The sequence below is a fragment of the Bradyrhizobium sp. WCU1 genome (assembly GCF_053474805.1).
Window position 1 is genome coordinate 4,373,698 of sequence record NZ_CM130280.1, and the last position, 17,933, is coordinate 4,391,630.

Here is a 17,933-nt window from a genome sequence, read left to right on the forward strand (position 1 = left end):
CGAGGCGAACGACGCCACTTCGCACAGCTGTCACACTTCGGATCGATAACCGCAGAACCGCCGGAGCCGAACGCGGCGGCGGATGGCACGAGCTGATCCGGGATAGTGTGGCGGGATATCGAGAATGGCCAACGACCTGTCCGTTCGGTTCGTGGATTATCTGCGTCAGAACAATCACCTGGCGCCGATCGACGGGGTAGTCGAGCGGACCGGGCCGGGCGCCGATGTCAGGCAGTTGAAGTTGTGGGAGGTCACCAGCCTCTCACCGACCGAATTCGCCGACGAGGCGGCACGTTTCTTCGCGCTCGGCCGCCTGGCGCTGCAGGACATGACCTCGGCCGAACCGCTGGTCAGCGCGTTCTCGGCGCGCTTCCTGCGCGAGACCATGGTCTATCCGTGCCGGGCCGCCGACGGCACCACTGTCCTCGCGGTCGTCGATCCGACCGACCAGGCGACGCTGCGGGCGGCGCAGATCGTGCTCGGCGCCGGCATCGATGTGAAGGTGGCCTCGTCGGAAGACGTCGTCATCGCGCTGAACAACGCGAGTGCCGAGGAGGCCGAGGCGACCGATACGACGTCGGCGCTGCCTCGCGAGGACGACATCGAGAGCCTGCGCGATCTGGCCAGCGGCGCCCCGGTAGTACGCGCGGTCAACGATCTGATCGAGAAGGCGGTCGAGCTTCGCGCCAGCGACATCCATATCGAGCCGTTCTCGGCCGGCCTCATGGTGCGCTTGCGGATCGATGGCCTGCTGCGGCCGGTTGCGGCGCTGTCGGGCGTGCTGCCGCAGGCGGTGGTCTCCCGCATCAAGATCATCGCCAATCTCAACATCGCCGAGCGCCGCCTGCCGCAGGACGGCGCGGCGCGGCTGCGGGCCGGGCGTACCGACATCGATATTCGCGTCGCGATCATGCCGACCCAGCACGGCGAATCCGCCGTCATCCGTATCCTGCCGAAGGATCGCGGCCTGCTGGTGGTCGAAAAGCTCGGCTTCTCTGCGCCTGACGAGGGCAAGCTGCGGCGCCTGTTGAAGCTTCCGCATGGCATGGTCGTGATCACCGGGCCGACCGGCAGCGGCAAGACCACGACCTTGGCGACCATCCTGTCGATCCTCAACGAGCCCAGCCGCAAGATCCTGACCATCGAGGACCCGGTCGAATACGAGCTGCCCGGCGTCAACCAGTCCCAGATCAAACCGGCGATCGGCCTGACCTTCGCCACCGCGCTGCGCTCGTTCGTTCGCCAGGACCCTGATGTGATCATGGTCGGCGAAATCCGCGACACGGAGACCGCGCATGTCGCGGTGCATGCCGCGCTGACCGGCCATCTGGTGCTGACGACGCTGCACACCGAGACCGCGGCTGCCGCGGTGCCGCGCCTGCTCGACCTCGGGGTCGAAGGCTATCTGCTGCGGTCGGTGTTGCGCGGTGTGATCGCACAGCGCCTGGTCCGGCAATTGTGCGAGCGCTGCAAGACGGCGCGGCCGCTGGCAGCGGCCGATTTCACCGAGGATCCCCGGCTCGCCGCGCTCGGCTTCAAGGCCGAGGAGATCATCCAGGAGCCATGCGGCTGCGAGCGCTGCGGCGGTACCGGTTATCGCGGCCGCCTCGGGGTGTTCGAGCTGCTCGAACTGTCCAATGAACTGCGCGAGCTGATCGGAGAGCGAACCGACGGACTGAAGATCGATACGATGGCGATCCGGGCGGGCATGACCACGATGCTCGACGACGGGGTCGCCAAATGCCGCGCCGGATTGACCTCGCCCGCCGAGATCCTCCGCGTCGCAACGGTGCGGTGACGCCGTGCCGAATTATCGCTATCGCGCTCTGACCCAGGCCGGCGAGATCGTGAACGGCACGATCTCGGCGCCGACCGCGGCGGAGGTGGCGCGGCGCATCGAATATCTCAAGCTGCTGCCGATCGAGACCACCGAGGACAAGCGCGCCGCCGGCGCCGGCGGCGGCCGCAGCCTGTTCGGCGGGCCGAGTGCCGCCGAGGTCACCACCTTCACGCGCGACCTCGCGCTGCTGCTCAAGGCCGGTGCGCGTCTCGACGATGCGCTGGAGCTCCTGTCGGGCGATGCCGATGTCGGGCGGATGCGCCCTGTGGTGGCCAAGATCCGCGCCGCCCTGCTCACCGGCGAGAGCTTTGCCGATGCGGTGGCGGATCATCCGGCCTTGTTCCAGCCGATGTACATCGCCCTGGTCCGGGTCGGCGAAATCTCCGGCACGCTCGATTCCGTGCTGGAGATGTTGGGGACCGAGCGCGCGCGGTCCGAGCAGATGCGGCGCAAGCTGACCGACGCGATGCAGTATCCGGCCTTCGTGCTGGTCGCGGCATCCGGCGTGATGCTGTTCTTCCTGCTGTTCGTGCTGCCGCAATTCTCGACCGTGCTGGGCGATTTCGGCGGCAAGTCGGACACCGCGCTCGCCAGCTTCATCGCGCTGTCGGACTTCCTGCGCGCCAATGCCACGGCGGCAAGCCTGATCGGCGCGGCGGCGATTGCGCTCGCATGGTGGCTGCTGCGGCAGGCGCGGGTGCGCGCCGCGCTGGTCAGCGGCATTTCGCGGGTGCCGGGCATCAGCAGCGCCTTCCAGTTCTACCGCGCCAGCCTGTTCTGCCGCAATCTCGGCGTCCTGCTCGGCAGCGGCGTCAACCTCACGGCCGCGCTGCGCATCCTCGTCGACATCATGGCGGTGACCGGGAGCGAGGCGAACTGGACCGCGGCCGCGGACCGCGTCCGTCATGGCGGCAAATTATCCGAAGCACTTGCGGTGGCGGACAGCCTGCCGCCGATGGCAGTCCGCATGCTGCGGCTCGGCGAAGAGACCGGGCAGTTGCCGGTGCTCGCCGGGCGGGTGGCGGAATTCTACGAAGCTAAACTGCAGCGCAGCCTGGACCGTGTCGTCGGCATCGTCGGTCCACTGGCGATCATCACGATTAGCACCGTGGTCGGCGGGCTGATCGTCTCGGTCATGACGGCGCTGCTCTCGGTCACGCAGCTAGTCGGTTAGAGCAGAGGTCATCGGTCATGATATCGCGCAACAGCATCATCGAAACTTTTTCCATGCGAGCGGGATACGGTCGCGCGCGGTCGCAAACGCCGCGGCGTTCGGGCGAGGCGGGCTTCACCCTGGTCGAGATGCTGGTGGTGATCGCAATCATCGGCCTCATCATGGGGCTGATCGGCCCACGGGTCCTCAATTATCTCAGCGAGTCCAAGGTCAAGACCGCGCGCATTCAGCTGCAGAGCTTCTCCAGCGCGCTCGATTTGTTCTATCTCGATGCCGGGCGCTTCCCGTCCACGGCGGAGGGGCTCGCCGCACTGGTGCGGCGCACGCCGGGGGTCGCCGCCTGGAACGGCCCGTATCTCAAGGGCGGCAACGTCCCGAACGATCCCTGGAATCACCCCTACGTCTATCGTTCGCCCGGCGAGCACGGTCCTTATGACATCGTCTCCTATGGCGCCGACGGTCAGGAGGGCGGCAGTGGCACCTCGGCCGATATCTCGCTCGAGAAGAGCACGGCCGCCAACAACGACCAGTAAGGATGCACGGCGCGCATGAATGACGCGATGCAACGCGGCTTTACCCTGCTCGAGATGGTGTGCGTGCTCGCCATCATCGCGCTGCTGGCGGCCGTGCTGCTTCCGTTCATTCCGCACCAGACGTCGCGGTCGCGCCTGCAGGCCTATGCGCTGCAGACCGCGACGCTGCTGAAGGCCGACCGGAATGCCGCCATCGAGCGCAGCACCAGCGTTGCGACCCTGGTCGATGCACCAAGCCGCGTGATCCATTCGGGGGCGTCGCGCATTACCGTGCGGATCCCCGATGACGTGCGGTTCGATGCCGTGCTGCCGCAGAGCTGTCAGCGCCGCGCGGCCCTGTCGACCATCCGCTTCTTCGCCAATGGCGGGTCCTGCGGCGGCTCCATCGCGCTGACGCGGCTCGATGCCGGATATGAGGTTCGCGTCAACTGGCTCACCGGAAGGGTTGAAATCGTTGCGCGCGACGTCGCCACCAACTAACCGCATGGAAGCGGGGTTCACCATCATCGAGGTGCTGGTGGCGCTGGCGCTGGTGGCTGTCTCGATCGTTGCGATCGGCGCCGTCATGGGCGTCAAGATGCGCGGGGTGCGGGCCATGGAACAGCACGTGGCGCTGATGCAGGCAGTGCGGACGTTGATGACGGTCGGCATTCCGCCGCGCGCCGAATTGCAGTCGGGCACGTCGACGGGACAGGCGGAGGGGTACCGCTGGACCATCGAGGTCAGTCCGCTCGGCGGCGACTGGAAAGTCCCTGATGGCAACGCGCCCTGGGCCCCGGAGCTGGTGCGAATTCGCGTCAAATCGCCGGGCGGTGCGCTGTCCGACATCCGCACCGTGCGCCTGATGCCGAGGTCTGCGGAATGATCCGGGCAGGGACAGCACAGCGAACCAGTGAGCGCGGCTTCACGCTGATCGAGATGATCGTCGCGCTGGCGCTGATGGGGCTGTTGCTGTCGGCGCTCGCCGGCATCACCGGGGAATGGCTGCCGAGCTGGAACAGGGGACTCGACCGGATCCAGCGCAGCGAACTGATCGGGATCGCGCTGGAGCGGATCGGCGCCGATCTCGCCGCGGCGGAATTCGTTGCCGCCAACCGCGATACCCGCAAGCCGCTGTTCGACGGATCGGAGCTGTCCGTGACCTTCGTGCGCACCTCGCTGGGGCCGAATGCGGGCCCGGGGCTCGACGTGGTGCGCCTTGGCGAGGTCAGGGATCGCGGCGAGTTCGTCACGGTCCGGTCGCAGGCGCGGTTCACGCCGCTGGCCGACGGGGTGTCGCTGTCGGAGCAGGTGCATCTCGGCAGCCCCGTGGTGCTGCTGCGTGCGCCCTATCGGCTGTCCTTTGCCTATGCCGGTGCCGACCGGGCCTGGAAGAACGCGTGGAAGGATGCCGAGCGGCTGCCGGCGATGATCCGGCTGACCGTGCGTGACGCGGCGAGCCAGCGCGTGTTGTCGGTCTCGACCATCGCGCCGGTCCATGTCCAAATCCCGAGCGACTGCACCAAGCCGGACGGCAATTGCGGCGACAAGGGCAGCTCCAATGTTCCGACCGATCAGGGGAAGACGTGATGAACGCGCCCGGCAACAGCAGCCGATCGCCGGCCGACCGCGGCTTCGTCATCGTCGCGGTGCTCTGGATCCTGCTGGCGTTGTCGTCGCTGGCGATCATCTTCTCGGCCTATCTTGCCGCATCGGCGCGGGCGCTGGCGGCGAGCGACATCTCGCTGCAGACCGAGGCGCTGGTGTCGGCCGGGCTCGAGCTCACCGCCTATCAGCTGACGCTCACGGATGAGAAGACGCGGCCGCAGCACGGCGCGTTTCAGTTCGGGCTGGACGATGCCAGCGTCGGTGTCACCTTCACGTCGGAAGCCGGCCGCGTTGACCTGAACTACGCATCGAAGGAGATGCTGGTCGGCCTCTTCGTCGTGCTCGGCGCAAGCAAGGATGCAGCCGGCGAATATGCCGACCGGATCGTCGGCTGGCGGACCCGGCCAACGCCGGGCAGCGAGAATGTCGAGGTCGCGCGCTACAACGCGCTGGGCTATTCGCCGCGGCAGGGGCTGTTCACCCATGTCAACGAGCTGGCGTTGGTCGCCGGTATCCCCGAAGCCTTTGTCGATCGCGTGCTGCCGTTCGTGACGGTGTTCAACGGCAGTCCGGATGTCGATCCGAAAATCGCCGCGCCGGAAGTCGCCCTGGCCGTGAACAAGGCATCGGGGAAGGATCAGGACGGCTTCGGGTCGGCTGCGCCGTCGCCGAACGGGACCGTCGCGGGAGCGCAGGCCCCGAGCCCGCAAAGTGCGGCCTCGACTGCGCAGAGCCCCTGCTACCGGATCGCAATCTCTATCCGCTTCCGCAATGGTCACCGCACCACGTCCGAAGCGGTGGTCGCACTCGGCGACAAGGCCGAGCCTTATCGTGTGTTGTCCTGGCAGAACGATCTTGAACCGAGAAGCCCGGTTCTGTTGCGCGGGAGAGGATGATGGCAATGCTTGCCGAAGCACGGCAATGGTTCGAGCAATGGATCGGCGCGGTCGCGACGGCCGTTGACGGCGTGGCGGGCAGGTTCATGCACCGGCGCAGCGTCGAACTCGACGAGAATGCCGACGGCACGTTCACCGCCCGCCTCGCGGCGTCGAAGGACGGCTCGCCTTTGACGCCGGCATCGTTCCGGCTCGATCATGATGCGCCGCAGCCGCCGTTGTCGGCGGACTGGAAGGCGGCGCTCGATGGCAGCCGCATCGAGGTGCGATTGCGATCGGATCAAATCGTCAGCCGCGTGCTCGATTTCCCGAGCCAGGCGGCCGACTTCCTTGACGGGATGATCCGCGCGCAGGTCGATCGGCTGACGCCATGGACCGCCGCCGATGCGGTCTTCGGCTGGGGTTCGCCGCAGCCGGTCGCCAACGATCGTATCGAAGTTGCGTTCAGCGCCACCGCGGCGGCCAAGGTCGATCCGTTGCTCCGGCTGGCCGGGATGCTCGGCGCCGCCTCCGTTGCGGTCACGGCGCCGGCAGTCGGCAGCGATGGCACGCCGCAGCAGGTGACGTTGCTCGACCGGTCGCTGCGCGGCCTTGCTGGCCCCACGGTTCCGCGCCTGCTGCGCATCGCCCTGGTTTCGACGGCTGCCGCGGCCGCGGCCTGCCTGCTGCTCAACATCTATGTCGGCGGATGGCTGCAATCCGAGCAGGAGGATTTGCAGCACCGGATCTCGCAGCGCCGTGCCGCGCTGCGTCTCGATGCCAATGGCGATACGTCCGGCCTCGGCCTCCTGGCCAAGCGCAAGCAGACGACGCCGTCGAGCGTCATGGTCCTGGAAGCGATCTCGCGCGTGCTGCCCGACACCACCTATGTGACGGAGCTTCGCATCGAGGGCAACAAGGTGCAGGTGGTGGGACTGACCCAGGATGCGCCGTCCCTGATCCGGCTGCTGGAGCAGTCACCGCAATTCACCCGCGCGACGTTTTTCGCGCCGACGACGCGGGCCGCGAATGAATCGGCGGAGCGATTCCACGTCGAGGCCAACATATCAGCCTATTTTGGGTCCGGCTCATGAGCGCAGCTTCCCGATCGCTGACCGCGGTCAGCACCTCGCCACTGGTCGCCACCGCGAGCTATCTCGGCCTTTTCGTGCTGCTGCTCTTTGTCGTCATCTCTTCGCTCTCGGACCTCATCGGCCTGCGCAGCGATGTTGCGGCGTCGGCCGGGATGCTGGAGCAACTGGAGGGGCGATCCAGGGCGAAGACTGCGCCCGGCGAGGCCGCCATGCCGACCGGTTCGGCCTATCTCGAAGGGGCGACGGTCACGGTTGCCGGCGCCACCTTGCTGCAACGGGTGTCGGGTGCGGTGATCAAGGCCGGCGGCAACGTGCTGTCGACGCAGCTCGACGTTCCCAACGCGCCGGCCAAGGCCGGCTTCATCAGCATGGTGGCAAGCAGCGAAATCGAGCAGGCGCAATTGCAGCAGGTGCTCTACGATCTCGAAGCCGGCATGCCGTTCCTGTTCATCGACCAGCTGGTGGTGCAACCGGTCGCCGACGAAGCCGCCAAGGGCGGCGATCCCGGCAAGCTGCGCGTGCTGCTCGGTGTGTCCGGACAATGGCGAGGAGCCAAATGATGCGACGCCATGCTGCGATCATCGTGCTGCTCGCGATGTCGGCTCATGCCGCGCCGGCCGCGGTGCCGGACCGGTCCGGCGATGCGCTGGATGCCGGCCTGCTCGACGAGACCCGTCTCGGGGGACCGGTGTTGAATTCACCGCCGCCCTCCGAATCGGTGACGTCGGTTCGGGTCGCCCCGTCGCCGGCGGCGACGCCGCGGCCGCTCAGTGCTAATCCGTTGTGGGGCATTCCGCTGACGACGCTGTCCAACACCCGCGACCGCCCGGTGTTCTCGCCGTCGCGACGGCCTCCGCCCGCCGTCGTTGCGGAACCCGAGGTCAGCAAGCCCGCGCCGCCACCACCGCGCAGGATCGCGACCGAGCCGCCGCCGCTGTCGCTGGTCGGCACGATCTCGGGAGATGATGAAAGCTTCGGGATCTTTCTCGATCAATCGAACAAGACCGCGCTGCGCCTGAAGATCGGCGACGACTTCCAGGGATGGAAGCTGCGAACCATCAAGGGGCGCGGAGCCACTATGGAGAAAGACGAACATGGGGCCGTGCTCACATTGCCCCAACCCGGCAGCGATGAGGGCGGCGAAGCCCGCCTCGTTCCGGTCAGCACCGAGCGGAAGCCGTTGGCCGCGCGGCGCCAGATGTAAGGGCACGTCCCGCAGGAGCCAAAGCATGATCCGGAAAAGTGCGAAGCGGTTTTCCGAAAAGATCGTGCTCAAACAAAGGTCTAAAGCGCGATAATGATTCAACCAAATCTCATCGCGCTTTAGTTCAGCGCAAGCCAGTTCTGAAGTGCCGGCGTCAGCAGAAGTCCGAGCGCAAGAAACGGGCCGAACGGGATCGATGTCTGGCGTTTCATCTGGTGTCCCGCGAGCTGCATGCCGCCGGCAACACCAAGTGCCGCGAGCGCCGCGATCAGCAGCAGGGTCGGAATCCCCGACGCGCCGACCCAGATCGATGCGGCGGCAAGAAACTTGACGTCGCCAAGTCCCAGGCCGTCCACGCGCCGCAAGGCGAAGTAGAGTCGCTGCAACAGCCAGAACACGATGCCGACGAGGGTGGCGATCGCCATCGCAGTGAAGGCGGCTGTTGCACTTTCAGTGACGACGACGTTCGCAAGCCCGAGTGCTGCGATCGCAAGATTGAGCCAGTCGGGAATGATGCCGTGGCGAAGATCGATCAGCGCGACGCCGCAGCAGAGCACGCAAAGCGTGCCGTAGGATGCAATGAAATAAAGCGCTTCGTGATCGATCTGCATGGTGACGGGACAAGTGTGACGCGTGAACACATTGTGTTGCAACAACTTGCGTGGGTTGAACAGTCCATTTTCAATTGATCAGCAGCCGCGTGATCCGCTTGCGGGATTGTGAACGTCATCGGCGATGACGAAACAGAAAAGATGCGACAAAAAGTCTGCGCTGTCACAAATCCGCATAGGATACCGACAATAGTTCGCTCCGCTATGTGCCGCGAGCCCTTCGCGGCAGACGAGTGGGTTGACTATGTACAAGATGCGAGTGGCGGCGTGCCTGGTTTTGCTGGCAGCGTCGGCAGGCGTGCGTGCCGCGCGTGCAGGCACTCTCGAGGACGGTGCCGAGCGTTATCGGCCGTATCTGATCGAGGGCGTCGGCAGCGCGCTGGCGGGCGCGCGTGCGCTGCGTGAACGCGCCGCGGCTGCGGATGTGCCCGGTGCAAGGAAAGCCTGGTTGTCGGCGCGCGCCGGCTGGGAGCGCTCGGAGGTGTTCACCGCGGGCTTCGTGCCCGAGCTCGATGCACAGATCGACGCCTGGCCGAACGCGGACAGCGGGTTTCACGCCATCGAGGCCAAGCTGTTCGGTGCTGCCAGCACCGACGTTGCGACCGATGCGACGGGCCTCGTCGAGCATTTGAATGATCTTCACGGCAAGCTCAAGGACATCAAGCTGACGCCGCAGGGCCTGCTGGACGGCACAGTGCGGCTCGCCTACGAAGTCGGCGAGAGCAAGGCCGATGGCGGCGAGTCGCGCATCAGCGGCACCTCGCTGGACGACATGCGCAACAACATCGCCGGCATCGACTTCGCCTATCACACGATCTTCTCCGCCGCGCTCAACACGGTGGACGGCAAGCTCGACGAGATGGTGACGAACCGCATCGAGCAACTGCAGGCGATCGTCGCCACGCCGGACCTGCCCCATGTCAACATCGCCGATCTGCGCCGCACCAGCGAGGAACTCGTGGTCGCGTTGCAGAGCGCCGCGGCCAAGCTCGGGCTGCAGCGCCCGACCCTGGAGGCGCAGGCGCGATGACATCGTTCCACCGGCAGCTGGGCGCGCTGCTCTCCGGCGTCATCGCTCTTGCGTTGCTCGGACGTGCCGCGGCGTTTCCGGTCGACGGCGACAAGACCGTGCTGCCGGTCGCGACCGAGCTGAACGAGGACGCGCTCGACAAGCCGCGCGAGGTGTTCCAGTCGGAGCGGACCGGAGCCAAGTCTTATCTGGTGAATCTCGGTGATCTGGCATTCAACTCGCCGGGGCTGCTCGGCGAGGTGGCGCGGCAGGCCGGCGTGAGCTGCGGCACCTGCCATGTCAACGGTGCGAACAACGCCAAGTTCTTCATGCCGAAGATGTCGAGCCGGCCGGGCACGTTCGACACCACCGGCCCGCTGTTCAATCCGAAGGCCAACAATCTGTCGTTCGATCCGGTGCGAATCCCGAGCCTGCGCGGCGCGCGCTACCTCGCGCCCTACGGCGCCGACGGCCGCTTCGCTTCGCTGCGCGACTTCGTCCACAACGTCATCACCAATGAATTCGCCGGACCCGAGCCGTCGCCGGCCACGCTCGATGCGATCGTGGCCTATCTTCACGACATCGACTTCCTGCCCAATCCGAGTCTCGGTCCAGCCGGGCGGCTGGCCGGCAAGATCACCGACGCGGAGCGCCGCGGCGAAGCGCTGTTCGCAAAGCCGTTCCCGCACGATCCTGCGCTCAGCTGCGCGGGGTGCCACGTTCCGTCCTCCGGCTTCGTCGACCACCAGCAGCACGATGTCGGCTCGGGCGGATTGTTCAAGACGCCGACGCTGCGCAACGCCGACTTCAACGCGCCGTACTTCCACGACGGCCGCTTCGACAATTATGGCCAGGTGGTCGATCATTTCGACCGGACCTTTCAGCTCGACCTTTCGGCGCAAGACAAGGGCGACCTCGTCGCCTATCTCACGGCCGTCGGCGATGGCGTGCAGCCGTATGAACGCGATGGGGCCGGTGCGACGCTGAAGGAGATCAACGATTTCTCGACGGTGCTCGCGACCGCGATTCCCGCCGGCGACAAGGACATCGTCGCGCTGGCGGTCGATACGATCGGGCGCGAGCTGCGCGAATTGACCGAGCAATATCCCGATCGCAAGAATACCAGCGTGTCGGGCGGCGAGGAGCAGCGCGTGCTCGCGCGCAACGGGCTCAAGGAGCTCGTGCTGACGTTGCGCCGTATCGAGATGGCGGTTGCAGCGGGCCGCAACGCCGACGCCGCGACCGAGTTCAGGAATTATCGCAACCTGATGGCTGCGGCGGTACCTGCGTTGCTGGCCAGCGCCGAGCCGTGGTCGTTGTTCAATCAAGACGTGCATGACCAGCATTACGCCGCACTGCGCGAGGTGATGCGCTCCAGGCACATCTCGCACTGATCGACTTGTATCGTTGTGGATCTGCGCAACGCGCCGTTGCGTGAATTGCTTCGGCGTTTCTCGCTCTTCGGTTGAAGAGTTGTCTCCACAGAAAATCTTTCAACGTTTCGAAATTTCTCGCGCGCTTTCACGTTAGCGAAAAGCATGCGTCATACTGTCGCACTAAGCAATGGGTGTTGCTAACCGCAAACACCCTGAGGTCGACAATGAGTCTGAATTACAAAAAGCACTGGCGAACCAGCACCGCGCTCTCCATCGCGTCAACGGTGCTCGTCGCAACAGCCGCATATGCCGCTCACTACCCGGGCGGCCGCAGTGATTGGGACAGGCGTTCGCATCACAATCACAAGGTGCACGAAGAAGCCGATCGTGCGAAGCACGAAAACCATGAAAATCACGGTGACAAGGATCACGGCGACAAGGGCAAGACCGCGTCGCCGATCAAGCACGTCATCATTCTGATCGGCGAGAACCGCGGCCTCGATCACACCTTCGGTGTGTACAAGCCGAAGGGCAAGGGGCAGACCATCTCCAACCTGTTGTCGAAGGGCATCGTCAACGAGGATGGAACGCCGGGACCGAACTTCGCGCTGGCGCAGCAGGCCTCGGTCGCGGGTCAGCCTTCGTATTACATCGGCGCGCCCGCTATCTCGAAGTCGCCCTACAACGCGACCAACCTGATGCCGCAGCCGAACACCAACGGCACGCCGACCGCGCAGAGCGACACGTCGCCCCCGTTCAAGACGATTGCCGAGGCCAGCGTCGAAAAGGACATGGACCCGGCCGATCTCGACATCCTCACCACCGGCTTCAGCGGCCTGCCGACCGGTGTGCTGGATACCCGCGTGCCCGGCGCCGGCGGTCTGAACGGACCGTTCCCGCTGCAGGGTGAGCAGATCAGCGACGACGACTACACCGGCGACTCGACCCATCGCTTCTATCAGGATTGGCAGCAGGAAGACTGCAGCGCCGCCAACGCCACCAAGAAGAACAATTCGGGCTGCCTCAACGACCTGTTCCCGTTCGTGATGGCGACCTATTCGGCGTCGAACAAGAGCATGGCCAACTCGATGGGCTTCTACAACGCCCAGCAGGGACAGGCCCCGATCCTGAAGATGCTGGCCGATCGCTTCACCCTGAGCGACAACTTCCACCAATCGTTCCACGGCGGCACCGGCGCCAACCACTTCATGCTCGGCACCGGCGACGCGGCCTTCTGGAGCGACGGCAAGGGCAACCCGGTGACGCCGCCGTCCACCCTGATCGCCAATCCGAATCCGGTTTCGGGCTCGGTCAACCGCTACACCGTCGACGGCAACTGGAGCAACTGCTCGGATGTCTTCCAGCCCGGCGTGAAGCCGATCGTCACTTATCTCAACAATCTGCCCTACGCGGCGGAGCCGAACTGCAAGCCCAACCACTACTACATGCTCAACAACGTCAACCCGGGCTATCTGCCGAACGGCGCGCTGTCGGGCGGCAACAACGTTCCGCCGTCGTCGGTTCGCACGATCGGCGATGCGCTGATGGAGAAGAACATCTCCTGGGCGTTCTATGGTGGCGCGTTCAACGACGCCGTGGCGCTCTCCAATGCCGCGGTTGCCGCCAATCCGTCGAACCCCAACCTCAGCGCCGCTGCGGTCGCCGACCCGGCGCACGCGCTCGGTGTCGCCTACTGCCAGATCTGCAATCCGTTCCAGTATGCGACCTCGATCATGGCCAACCCGGCCGTGCGTCAGGCCCACTTGAAGGACACTGCCGATCTGATCACGGCGATCCACAACAACAAGCTGCCTGCGGTGTCGTTCGGCAAGCCGGACGGTCTGCTCGATGGTCATCCGCAAAGCTCGAAGGTTGACCTGTTCGAGGCCTATGTCCTGAACGTGCTCAGCGCGCTGGAGAACAACCCGGAGCTGAAGGCTGATACGGCGGTCTTCATCACCTGGGACGAAGCCGGCGGCTACTGGGACTCCGGTTACCAGCAGTCGATCGACTTCTTCGGCGACGGACCGCGGATTCCGACCCTGATCCTCTCGCCCTATTCGACGGGCGGCAAGGTCAACCACAATTATGCCGACCACGTTTCGCTTCTGAAGTTCATCGAACGCAACTGGGGCCTCCAGCCGCTCACGAACCGCAGCCGCGACAACCTGCCGAACCCGAGCTACGCGAAGAACAACGAGTATGTCCCGACCAACAGCCCGGCGCTCTCCGACCTGTTCGACGCGTTCGACTTCAGCAAGCCGGTGACGCTGTCCTACACCGAATGATCGGGCTCTCGTCCTGAACGAGGTCTTGAATCCATCCAAGGCCGGCGCCGATCGAACCATTGGTTCGGTCGGCGCCGTCATTTTCTGCCTGCCGATCAGCCGAACGACCGGGGATATGCGATGACTCGCGACGAGAACACGTACAAGGGGCGCAGCCGCGTGGCGGCCAGCCTGTTCGCGGTCGCCATCCTGGCCGCTGCGCCGATGCCCGCCACGGCGCAGCAATTCTCCGCTGACCTCGTCGCGCGGAAAGACGACAAGGCAACCGCGATGGGAACACTGCGTGTCTCGGGCGGAAAAGCGCGCATCGAGACCGTCGCGCTGCCCGACGGCTTCTTCCTGCTCGATGCGGCGAGGCCCACCGCCTATTTCGTCCGGCCGGCCGCGCACGTCTACATGGATGCGATGCAATCGAGCCCGCTCACCCGGCTGTTCGTGCCGGTCGATCCCGACGATCCGTGCCGACAATGGCTGGCGATGGCGCAGCTATCCGCGCCGGTCGATCTCGCGACGTGGCACTGCCGGCACGATGGACAGCAGGCCATCGCGGGGCGCGACACCGAACTCTATCGAATTGCCGGAGCGTCCGGACAAAGTTTCACAGGCTGGATCGACCGCGCGCGCGGCTTTCCAGTGCAGATCGAGACCGCGGATGGCACGGTAATATCAGCGGATCACATCCGGGACGAGCCGCAGCCGGCGCAAAGCTTCGACATTCCCGCGGGCCTGCGCAAGTTCGATCCGCAGGCGCTGATCCGCCGGATCCAGCAGAGCGACGTATGGGTCGAGCCGCCGGCCGCGCAGTGATGGGCTATGCGCTACTGTGATTGCCCGCTCGTGACCGGCAACATCCGGCCGAGCGCGGTGTAGTGGGCTTGATGCACGTTGCTGTTGAACAGCGACCACGGCTCGGCCTTCTTCAAGGCGACGGGAACGTCGAAATTCACAAGCTGGGCGAATCTGCGATACTCCGTCATCGCCTCGTCGATATGGCCGGCCGCAACTTCGAGGTCGATGCGGCGCAGCGTGAGGACGAGGTCTTTGAGGATCGCACGCGCCGCCAGCCGCTGGTCCTTGCCACCGATCGAGGTGTTCCTGATGTCGGGGATGTGCTCGGTCAATTCGCGCAGCTCGGCGCCGACCCCGGTCACGGCCAGCGACACTACCGCGGTATCGGCGGCCGGGATCGCGGCCTCGAGCACGCTCGAGAGCTCCAGCACTTCCTTCATCCGGAGCACGACGCCGTCCTTGTCGAACGGACGTTCGCCGTCGCCGACCGCATTCAGATAGGCCACAAGGTCCTGCACGTCCTGGGTCGACAGTTCGAGGTCGAACACACGGTCGAAATGCTCGACCACCTGCTCATACGTATCGTAGCGGCCGTCGTGGAAGTACGGTGCATTGAAATTGGCGTTCAGCAGGGTCGGGGTCTTCACCAGCCCGCCCGATCCGACGTCGTGACGCACCTGGTCGTTGAAAGTTCCCCCCGGAATGTGACAGCCGGCGCAGCTCAACTCGGCCTGCTTCGGGAACGGCTTGAAGAACAGCGCCTCGCCACGGTGCTCGGCCACGCTTGCCTGCGTGCCGAGCCTGCCGCCGGGCGCGATCTTCGGATTGGGGAGGAAGTCGATGTCGTTGATATAGGCGACGAGGCCGTCGAGAACCTGGTCGCTCGGCCGCGGCCCGGAAAACTCGTTGACGATGACATTATAGACGAACTCGCGCAACGAGGTGATGCGGCCGTCATGTCCATAGGGCGCGAGGAAGCGGGCGCCCCGCAGGCTCGGAATCCTGACCGGATCGAGGATGCTGTTGAACGTCTTCGCGTTGAAGACGAGGCTGGTCGTATCGAAGGTCCCGGGGCGCGAGGATACGCCCGGAACGAACAGCTTCGGGTTCGATGCGCCGTTGACGTGACAGGTGCCGCAGCTCATCTCGGCCTGACGGGCCTTGCCGCCGAGGATGGAGGGCGAGTTGAACGCGAGGTCGCCGAGATTGACCAGATAGGACTTTCGGCCGCCGATCGCCTCGGAATGAAAGAGTTCGCGTGGCCGCGCCAGCGCGTCCTCGGCAAATTCGGTGCCGGCCGGCAGCACGGTCTGGTCGCCGCCGAGCGGGAACGCCGTCGCGCGCAATGGCAGCAGGGCAACGACAAGCGCCAGCAACGCGATCCGCACCGGTCCGACGCCACGATCGCCAGATGCTGAACGACATTTTCCGGAGCCGGACGCCAGAATATCCCAAACCATCGCTAGAAAACGCCCCTTGTCACAATGCAAATGTGCCGCCCTGCGTCGGAAGATGTCACGGAGGTGACAGTTTCCTGTCGGCAGCATCAATGACCATCTGTTTGGATAGACGACTGTTGATTGCGGTTTGATGACGATCGATCAACGTCCCGCAGGCCGAGCTGTATGTGACGGAAAGAAAAATGATCGGCGCGCTTGCACCTTTTCACGCGTTTGCGCACGCGTCGAAAAACGGTCATCCCAGCGAAATGTGTTTTGCATAGCGTGTAGCTCCATTTCTATTTCTTTCTAAAATCAGGAGAGCACTATGCGGCTTTGGGGAGCCATTCCGGCGCTCGCAGTTGTTGCTGGCGCCGTTGCCATCTCACCGGCGGCAAACGCCGAGAATTTGGTCGAAAAGATCGTTGATGAATTCAAGCACGAGGTCAGCGACGAGCTGCGTGAGCTGCGCGACCGCGGCCATGAGGGCGTGCATCAGTACAAGCATATCGTCGTCATCTATCAGGAGAATCACAGTTTCGATAACCTGTACGGGCATTGGGGCGATGTCGGTCGTGACCACCTCAACGGCACCTCCGACGCCGATCAGGCCCACACGCTGCAGGTCCGGCAGGACAACCAGACCGTCTATGCCTGCCTGTTGCAGAATGACCTCAACCTGACCTCACCGTCGCCGCAGCCGACGACCTGCACCGACAATACGGGCTCGGTCGCAATCCTGAGCGCGTTCAAGAACAAGCCGTTCGAGATCAATGACTTCATCCCGACCTCGGCGACCACCTGCCCGAAGCCGCTCGGTGCCTTCGCGGCGCACGGCTTCCTCAACGGCACCGGCGCGCCCGGCGGCTGCACCGAGGATATCGTGCACCGCTTCTACAGCGAGCAGTACCAGCTCAACGGCGGCCGGCAGAACCGCTACGTGACCGGCAGCGACGCCTCGGGCCTGGTGATGGGCTATTACGACACCAAGAAGCTGCCGATCTACACCTATCTGCACAGCCACGGCGCGCCGAACTACGTCATCGCCGACAGCTTCTTCCAGGGCGCCTTCGGTGGGTCGTTCCTCAACCACCAATTCCTGGTCGCGGCCGCAGCGCCGCAATTCGTCGGTGCCTTGAACGACGGCAGCGCCAACGACTTCCACTCGATCGTCGATGCCAACGGCATGCCGACCAGCACGCCGCTCTACAAGCCGGCCTCCACCGTGAAGGACGCGCAACTGACGGCCAAGTGCAACCAGACCGGCCTGCCGGCCGGCCTCGCCTGCGGCGACTACGCGGTCAACACCACGCAGCCGACCTACCAGCCCTATTCGCCGGGCACGCCCGACATCAAGCGCCTGCCGCCGCTGCATACGCCGAACATCGGCGATCGGCTGTCGGCCAAGCATGTTGACTGGGCATGGTATTCGGGCGGTTGGTCGAACGCCAATGGTGATGTCGGCGCGTCCGGCTGGACCAACGGCAACGGCACCACCTGCACCGATCCGAACCATAACTCGAATGCGGTGTTCCCGAACTGCCCCGACGTGGACTTCCAGTACCACCACCAGGCGCTGAACTACTTCGCCAACTATGCGCCGGGAACGCAGGCCCGCAGGGATCACCTGAAGGACGAGGCGGAGTTCATCCAGGCGGCCAAGACCGGGCGGCTGAAGCAGGTCAGCTTCATCAAGCCGATCGGCGAGGAGAACGAGCACCCCGGCTACACCAGCGAATCCGAGGGCAGCCAGCACCTGGTCGATCTCGTCAAGGCGATCGTCGAAGGGCCTGACGGCAAGAACACGCTGATCGTCATCACCTATGACGAATTCGGTGGACAGTGGGACCACGTCCCGCCGCCGCCGTACAACCGTCATGGCGCCGAAGCCAAGGCTGCGGATCAGTGGGGCCCCGGCACCCGCATTCCGGCACTGCTGATCGCCAAGCGCTTCAACAAGTCGGGCGTCGCGCATGAGGACTTCGACACCACGTCGATCCTCAGGCTGCTCGAGAAGCGCTTCGACCTCGAGCCGCTGGTGACACGTCCGGTGCGCAGCCTCTCGGCGGCGCTGAAGGCCGGCGAAGGCTGGCATTGATACGAGAGATCATCCT

At 65.0% G+C, this 17,933-nt stretch carries 17 protein-coding genes; 15 read left to right on the forward strand and 2 right to left on the reverse strand.

Features of this window, described 5'->3' with window-relative positions; all coding sequences use genetic code 11:
- Window positions 1–124 precede the first annotated feature (124 nt).
- Genes ACTUWL_RS20180 through ACTUWL_RS20225 form a run of 10 tightly spaced genes read left to right on the forward strand, consistent with a single transcriptional unit; the run spans window position 125 to window position 8,307 of the window.
- Window positions 125–1,798 (forward strand): GspE/PulE family protein, encoded by a 1,674-nt coding sequence (locus tag ACTUWL_RS20180; protein WP_021079400.1) that lies wholly within the window; start codon window positions 125–127, stop codon window positions 1,796–1,798.
- A gap of 4 nt (window positions 1,799–1,802) precedes the next feature.
- Window positions 1,803–3,014 (forward strand): type II secretion system F family protein, encoded by a 1,212-nt coding sequence (locus ACTUWL_RS20185; protein ID WP_021079401.1) that lies wholly within the window; start codon window positions 1,803–1,805, stop codon window positions 3,012–3,014.
- 53 nt (window positions 3,015–3,067) lie between these two features.
- Window positions 3,068–3,547 carry a type II secretion system major pseudopilin GspG gene (gspG, locus tag ACTUWL_RS20190; RefSeq protein WP_035651717.1) on the forward strand — a complete coding sequence of 160 codons (480 nt, stop codon included), beginning with the start codon at window positions 3,068–3,070 and terminating at the stop codon, window positions 3,545–3,547.
- 15 nt (window positions 3,548–3,562) lie between these two features.
- Window positions 3,563–4,027: a type II secretion system protein gene (locus ACTUWL_RS20195; RefSeq protein ID WP_021079403.1), complete on the forward strand. Its 465-nt coding sequence runs from the start codon at window positions 3,563–3,565 to the stop codon at window positions 4,025–4,027.
- A 4-nt stretch (window positions 4,028–4,031) separates the two neighbouring features.
- Entirely contained in the window at window positions 4,032–4,412 is a 381-nt protein-coding gene (locus ACTUWL_RS20200; protein ID WP_021079404.1) for a prepilin-type N-terminal cleavage/methylation domain-containing protein, read from the forward strand.
- Window positions 4,409–5,116, forward strand: a complete 708-nt coding sequence (locus ACTUWL_RS20205; RefSeq protein WP_021079405.1) for a PulJ/GspJ family protein — start codon at window positions 4,409–4,411, stop codon at window positions 5,114–5,116. Before ACTUWL_RS20200 ends, ACTUWL_RS20205 begins: the two co-directional genes overlap by 4 nt.
- Window positions 5,116–6,030: a type II secretion system minor pseudopilin gene (locus tag ACTUWL_RS20210; RefSeq protein ID WP_021079406.1), complete on the forward strand. Its 915-nt coding sequence runs from the start codon at window positions 5,116–5,118 to the stop codon at window positions 6,028–6,030. The genes ACTUWL_RS20205 and ACTUWL_RS20210 overlap by 1 nt, the downstream gene beginning before the upstream one ends.
- Window positions 6,030–7,103 carry a PilN domain-containing protein gene (locus ACTUWL_RS20215; RefSeq protein WP_021079407.1) on the forward strand — a complete coding sequence of 358 codons (1,074 nt, stop codon included), beginning with the start codon at window positions 6,030–6,032 and terminating at the stop codon, window positions 7,101–7,103. Before ACTUWL_RS20210 ends, ACTUWL_RS20215 begins: the two co-directional genes overlap by 1 nt.
- Window positions 7,100–7,663 carry a type II secretion system protein GspM gene (gspM, locus tag ACTUWL_RS20220; RefSeq protein WP_021079408.1) on the forward strand — a complete coding sequence of 188 codons (564 nt, stop codon included), beginning with the start codon at window positions 7,100–7,102 and terminating at the stop codon, window positions 7,661–7,663. Before ACTUWL_RS20215 ends, gspM begins: the two co-directional genes overlap by 4 nt.
- Window positions 7,663–8,307 (forward strand): hypothetical protein, encoded by a 645-nt coding sequence (locus tag ACTUWL_RS20225; protein ID WP_021079409.1) that lies wholly within the window; start codon window positions 7,663–7,665, stop codon window positions 8,305–8,307. The genes gspM and ACTUWL_RS20225 overlap by 1 nt, the downstream gene beginning before the upstream one ends.
- A 119-nt stretch (window positions 8,308–8,426) precedes the next feature.
- Here the strand turns inward: ACTUWL_RS20225 and ACTUWL_RS20230 are convergent, their stop codons facing one another.
- Entirely contained in the window at window positions 8,427–8,918 is a 492-nt protein-coding gene (locus tag ACTUWL_RS20230; RefSeq protein WP_021079410.1) for a prepilin peptidase, read from the reverse strand.
- Between the two features lie 244 nt (window positions 8,919–9,162).
- Between ACTUWL_RS20230 and ACTUWL_RS20235 the strand changes: the two genes are divergently transcribed.
- The 4 genes from ACTUWL_RS20235 to ACTUWL_RS20250 all read left to right on the forward strand — a co-directional run bounded on the left by ACTUWL_RS20235 (window position 9,163) and on the right by ACTUWL_RS20250 (window position 14,398).
- Window positions 9,163–9,948 (forward strand): EfeM/EfeO family lipoprotein, encoded by a 786-nt coding sequence (locus ACTUWL_RS20235; protein ID WP_021079411.1) that lies wholly within the window; start codon window positions 9,163–9,165, stop codon window positions 9,946–9,948.
- Entirely contained in the window at window positions 9,945–11,321 is a 1,377-nt protein-coding gene (locus ACTUWL_RS20240; RefSeq protein ID WP_021079412.1) for a cytochrome c peroxidase, read from the forward strand. Before ACTUWL_RS20235 ends, ACTUWL_RS20240 begins: the two co-directional genes overlap by 4 nt.
- A 206-nt stretch (window positions 11,322–11,527) precedes the next feature.
- Window positions 11,528–13,591, forward strand: a complete 2,064-nt coding sequence (locus ACTUWL_RS20245) for a phospholipase C (protein ID WP_021079413.1) — start codon at window positions 11,528–11,530, stop codon at window positions 13,589–13,591.
- A 120-nt stretch (window positions 13,592–13,711) separates the two neighbouring features.
- Window positions 13,712–14,398 carry a hypothetical protein gene (locus ACTUWL_RS20250; RefSeq protein WP_021079414.1) on the forward strand — a complete coding sequence of 229 codons (687 nt, stop codon included), beginning with the start codon at window positions 13,712–13,714 and terminating at the stop codon, window positions 14,396–14,398.
- Window positions 14,399–14,409: 11 nt separating this feature from the next.
- On the opposite strand, the gene ACTUWL_RS20255 is transcribed toward ACTUWL_RS20250, so the two are convergent.
- On the reverse strand, window positions 14,410–15,768 hold the full coding sequence (locus ACTUWL_RS20255; protein ID WP_035651696.1) for a cytochrome c peroxidase: 1,359 nt from the start codon (window positions 15,766–15,768) through the stop codon (window positions 14,410–14,412).
- 379 nt (window positions 15,769–16,147) lie between these two features.
- Between ACTUWL_RS20255 and ACTUWL_RS20260 the strand changes: the two genes are divergently transcribed.
- Window positions 16,148–17,917, forward strand: a complete 1,770-nt coding sequence (locus ACTUWL_RS20260; RefSeq protein WP_021079416.1) for an alkaline phosphatase family protein — start codon at window positions 16,148–16,150, stop codon at window positions 17,915–17,917.
- Window positions 17,918–17,933: the final 16 nt, after the last annotated feature.